The sequence below is a fragment of the Rhodococcus sp. R1101 genome (assembly GCF_000278445.1).
Classification (GTDB): domain Bacteria; phylum Actinomycetota; class Actinomycetes; order Mycobacteriales; family Mycobacteriaceae; genus Rhodococcus; species Rhodococcus gordoniae.
Genome location: NZ_AJVB01000363.1, coordinates 1 through 3949, shown reverse-complemented (window position 1 = coordinate 3949; position 3949 = coordinate 1). Strand labels below are relative to the sequence as shown.

Sequence of the window (3949 nt, the reverse complement as noted above, 5' to 3'; positions counted from 1 at the left end):
ACGGCGCGGAGCTCGGTGCACGCGAGTCGGCCGTCGACGACGTCTATCTCCATCTCGACGTGATGCTCGAGAGGCTCAGGGTCGTCCTTCGTCGATGTGGCAGCGATCCGGGCGGGCACTTGGGCGAAGAGGCGACCGCCGTACAGGGACCATCCGGTCCGTCCGGGTTCCGGGTTGTTCACGGTGAAGCTCGGCATGGCACACAGTGTGACATATCGCGAGACGTCCCGACAGAGAGTCTTGCTCTTCGATTCTCGTCGTGCTAGTTCTGAGTGGGACAGTTCGCAAGAAGTCTCACAAAGGAGTTGGGATGCACACGAGCGACGACAGATGGCTTACGCGGCAGGAAGTTGCCGACCGGCTCAAAGTGCCCGTGAAGACGCTCGCCCAATGGGCGAGTCAAGGGAGAGGTCCGAGGTTCGCGCGGATCGGTCGGCACGCGCGCTACAAGCTCAGCGATTGCGTGGCATGGGAGAACGACCAGTTCGCGGGCGGATCGCGATGAACGCGTTCGTGACGAACGACGCCGCCGACGGGGGAGTGGCTGCTCCGAATCCCGTCGACGGCGTGTAGAACCACCGATCACCTGAAGGGCAGTTCGTCGTGACCGTACCCGAAGCGTCCACGCCGCACTAGTCCTGAGGAAGCGAATTCATACGCGAAAGCTCGCTTCCTGCAATGTCATTGCTCAGTGGGCTCGGGGAGCCGGCGAATCCTGTGAGGACCGGCTCCCCGGCCCTGTCAGAAAGACGTGGACATGACCGATATTCGCACTGCTTCCGGACGCTACGGGACCGCCCTCGATCGATTACGAGATCGCTGGCGCGAACACGGCCTGGCATGGCGGGACGGTGCCGATGCCACAGCCTCAGCGCAGGCTCCCGGGCATTCGAGTGCCGATCGGTCGGTGACCTTCCGCCAGATTGCTGGCCAGGTACTCATGAACTCGCATGCAGACGACAAGGCGGCTGTTCTCGACGCGATGGGACTGACGCTGTCCGATCTCTTCGACAACCCGGCCGGGACCACCTATGTGTATCGCGACGGCCGCACCGTCTTCCGGAGCTACGACGACCGAGGGCGCAAGAGGTTCAGTCAAGGAGGGAACACGAAGGGCCGGGACCTCTTCCGGGCTGAGCATCTCGACGACCATCGGACGGGTGTGCCGGTGTACATCGTGGAGGGCGAGAAGGATGTGCTGGCACTGGAATCGCTCGGTGCAGTTGCCGTGTCTCCTGCAATGGGTGCGGGCAAGGCCAAATTGTTCGACTGGTCGCCGCTTACCGGGCACACCGTGGTGATCGTCGCCGACGACGACGAACCCGGCCGCAAGCATGCTCTGCAGGTGTACGAGATCCTCGAGCCGATTGCGACGGGAGTGGCGATCGTCCAGGCAGCGACCGGTAAGGATGCGGCAGACCATGTCGCGGCGGGGCACAGCCTGGACGAATTCGTGCCGGTCGACGTCGGTGGCAAGGCCGGTCGCCGGCTGAGGGTCACTCGCGGTTCGGATGTGAAGCTGCAGCGCGTGCGGTGGGTGATGGAGGACTGGATTCCCGCGGGTTCCCTCACGCTTCTTGCCGGCCGGGAGGGATTGGGCAAATCCACGATCGCCGCTGCGCTGTGCGCGCAGATTACTGGTGGAACCCTAGAAGGGGAGTTATACGGCACGCCGCGGAACGTTCTGTACGTCCATTCGGAGGACTCGCGGGAGTTCACCGTCGCGCCGCGCCTCAAGGCAGCGGGTGCTGACATGGACCGGGTCCTGTTTGTGGATGTGGAGACCGCCCATACCGACGCCGGCACGCTCGTCCTTCCGCTCGACAATCTCGCTCTCGAACGGATCATTGCGAAGGAGCAAGTCGCGTTCGTGGTCCTCGATGCAGCCACCTCGTCGATGGCTTCCGAGTTGTCCGGTCGCGATGACCGAGCGGTCAGGCAGTATCTCGAACCCCTCGCGCAGCTCGCTGCCCGGCAAGGATGCGTCGTCTTCGGCCTCTGTCACTTCGGCAAGCGGGACGGTGCGGATACCGGGAAGTTGATTCTCGGATCGATCGCGTGGTCCCAGGTCGCGAGGTCGGTTCTTTCGATCGCGCAGGACAGTGACTCAGGTCGACTCGTCGTCACCAACACCAAAGCAAACCTCGCACCACGAGTGCGGTCGATGGAAGGGGAGGTCGTCTCAACAACGGTCGCCACCGAGGATGGCGACACAGAAGTGGGAGTCCTTCGGTGGTTAGGTGAGACCAGCCGTGATGCACGCGAACTGCTCAGCGGACCAGATGAGGAGGCTGAGGAACGCGACGAGATCACCATGGTTATTCGGGGCTACTTGATCGAGTGCGGTGGTTCGGCGCCGGCTGCGGAGGTCTTGAAGGTGACTCGTGCGGCCGGACTGGTGGACAACGCGGTGAAGAAGGCGCGGAAGCGGGCTGGGGTGCGTACCGAGCGACGGGGATACGGGAAGGGCGGATCGTGGGTCTGGACCATAGATTCCGCTATAGATTCTTTTGATGCTGATACACAATCGACGGAACCTTAAGGCACCTATGGCACGAGGAATCCGCGTCCGCCTATGTCTTGGGGCGCTTGTAAAATAGTGCCCTTAAATTCACCTGCCCACCCCGGCTACTGCTCAACCAGGGCAGGGAGGAGCCTGAGTAGGTGACCCACGAGGGTACGCAGACACCGCCTAAATCAGGGCTTCACGAGCTCGTACCCGCCTTCGCAAAATTCAACGCTGTCTTGCATTGCCCTATATAATGGGACTTTCCAATATAAGTCGTTAAACTTCCTTCGGATACTCCTTTCGAGTCTTGCGGCCTCGCGCTTCACACCTGTTGGACCTTCGTCCTGATACGCTTCATCAAAAAGTCCCGAGTGGTTCAGAATTTCCACGGCGGAAGCTTCCGAGTACCTCAGCGCCAAGCCTAATTTGTTAAAATGAAATAGCGCATCCTTAAATATCTCAATGGGGAGGTCGGCACGGATATCAAAATCGACATTCAACTGGTCTCTTGAGGTTGTAATGGCGCATTTCAGCAACGGGGCACTGGCCGATAATTCGTCAAAATATGGATGGATGAACCTTCCCTCAATGGTGCTTCCAATTATGTTAGATTTTCTATGGTTGCACGTGTGGCACACAGGCAAGAGGTTGACTGAGAGCACGCTCAGTTCTGGGTAAACAGCCTTAGGTAAGTAATGATCGAGTGTGGAAGCCTGGGTCTCTGAGCAGAAGGCGCATAACCCTGAATATGCAATTGACATGATTGCTGCACGAAGATCGGAAAGTGCACGACCTTCATAGGTTTGGAGGTAATTGCTTCGTAGTGCGTCCGAAACTTCGTTAGCTAGCTTCATCGGACTTCGCAGCCATGGCGATCGTGCAAAAGTAGCGTACTCCGAATAGGTGCTTAATACCTCGTCGCGCGCGCTTTGTAGAATTTTCTTTGTCGCATCCTTGCGGTTCTTACATGCGTTATCGAAATCTGCTTCGTCATCTCTTGAAGGCGCTGTTAATATGAACATTTCAGCGGGAGGCCTGCCTAATAATTGCCCTCACATAGGCCCTGGCTTGCACGCTCATCTCGCCATCAAATAGTTCCTCAATCTCGTCTAACGTGTAAGTTGAAGCTAGCTTTTCGAGAACGCTGTGGTAGTCACTTTGGCTACTATCTAGGTTGAATGCGGATGCGGTCAGTATTCCGATATTCTCGCCAAAAGTCTCCTCAAGAGGTTCATCGACACGTGTTTGTGCGCCGAATCTCTTCAGGATTCGAACGTACTTTCTTGGTATTTCCTGAAGTACTACTGGTGAATGAGTGGCTATAATCGCGTAGGAATCGTACTGCTCAAGCACTGCACTCAATGCCTTCATTAAGGCAGAGAGAAGGGATGGGTGCAGATGCGATTCGGGTTCGTCGATGAGGATTAATGAGCGTGGTTC

5 protein-coding genes are annotated in these 3949 nt (G+C 58.0%); 2 read left to right on the top strand and 3 right to left on the bottom strand.

Going from position 1 to position 3949, the window contains the following annotated elements:
• The coding region (locus R1101_RS31090; protein ID WP_037224013.1) for a hypothetical protein at positions 1-197 on the bottom strand (197 nt) is incomplete at its 3' end.
• A 113-nt stretch (positions 198-310) separates the two neighbouring features.
• Here R1101_RS31090 and R1101_RS29700 point away from each other — a divergent pair.
• Together R1101_RS29700 and R1101_RS0117850 are read left to right on the top strand one after the other, a co-directional pair.
• The gene (locus R1101_RS29700; RefSeq protein WP_016934722.1) at positions 311-505 is read left to right on the top strand and encodes a helix-turn-helix transcriptional regulator; all 195 of its coding nucleotides are present in this window, start codon (positions 311-313) and stop codon (positions 503-505) included.
• A gap of 252 nt (positions 506-757) precedes the next feature.
• Positions 758-2542: an AAA family ATPase gene (locus R1101_RS0117850; protein ID WP_081494123.1), complete on the top strand. Its 1785-nt coding sequence runs from the start codon at positions 758-760 to the stop codon at positions 2540-2542.
• Between the two features lie 155 nt (positions 2543-2697).
• Here the strand turns inward: R1101_RS0117850 and R1101_RS30295 are convergent, their stop codons facing one another.
• Positions 2698-3363 (bottom strand): hypothetical protein, encoded by a 666-nt coding sequence (locus R1101_RS30295; RefSeq protein ID WP_198420297.1) that lies wholly within the window; start codon positions 3361-3363, stop codon positions 2698-2700.
• 169 nt (positions 3364-3532) lie between these two features.
• Positions 3533-3949, bottom strand: a 417-nt coding sequence (locus R1101_RS29695) for an AAA family ATPase (RefSeq protein ID WP_157179173.1), incomplete at its 5' end; no start/stop codon positions are given.

Excerpts from the sequence above, each read along its gene's own strand:
- R1101_RS29700 (WP_016934722.1), top strand. The coding sequence starts at position 311 with ATGCACACGAGCGACGACAGATGGCTTACGCGGCAGGAAGTTGCCGAC.
- R1101_RS0117850 (WP_081494123.1), top strand. The coding sequence starts at position 758 with ATGACCGATATTCGCACTGCTTCCGGACGCTACGGGACCGCCCTCGAT.
- R1101_RS30295 (WP_198420297.1), bottom strand. The coding sequence starts at position 3,363 with ATGAAGCTAGCTAACGAAGTTTCGGACGCACTACGAAGCAATTACCTC.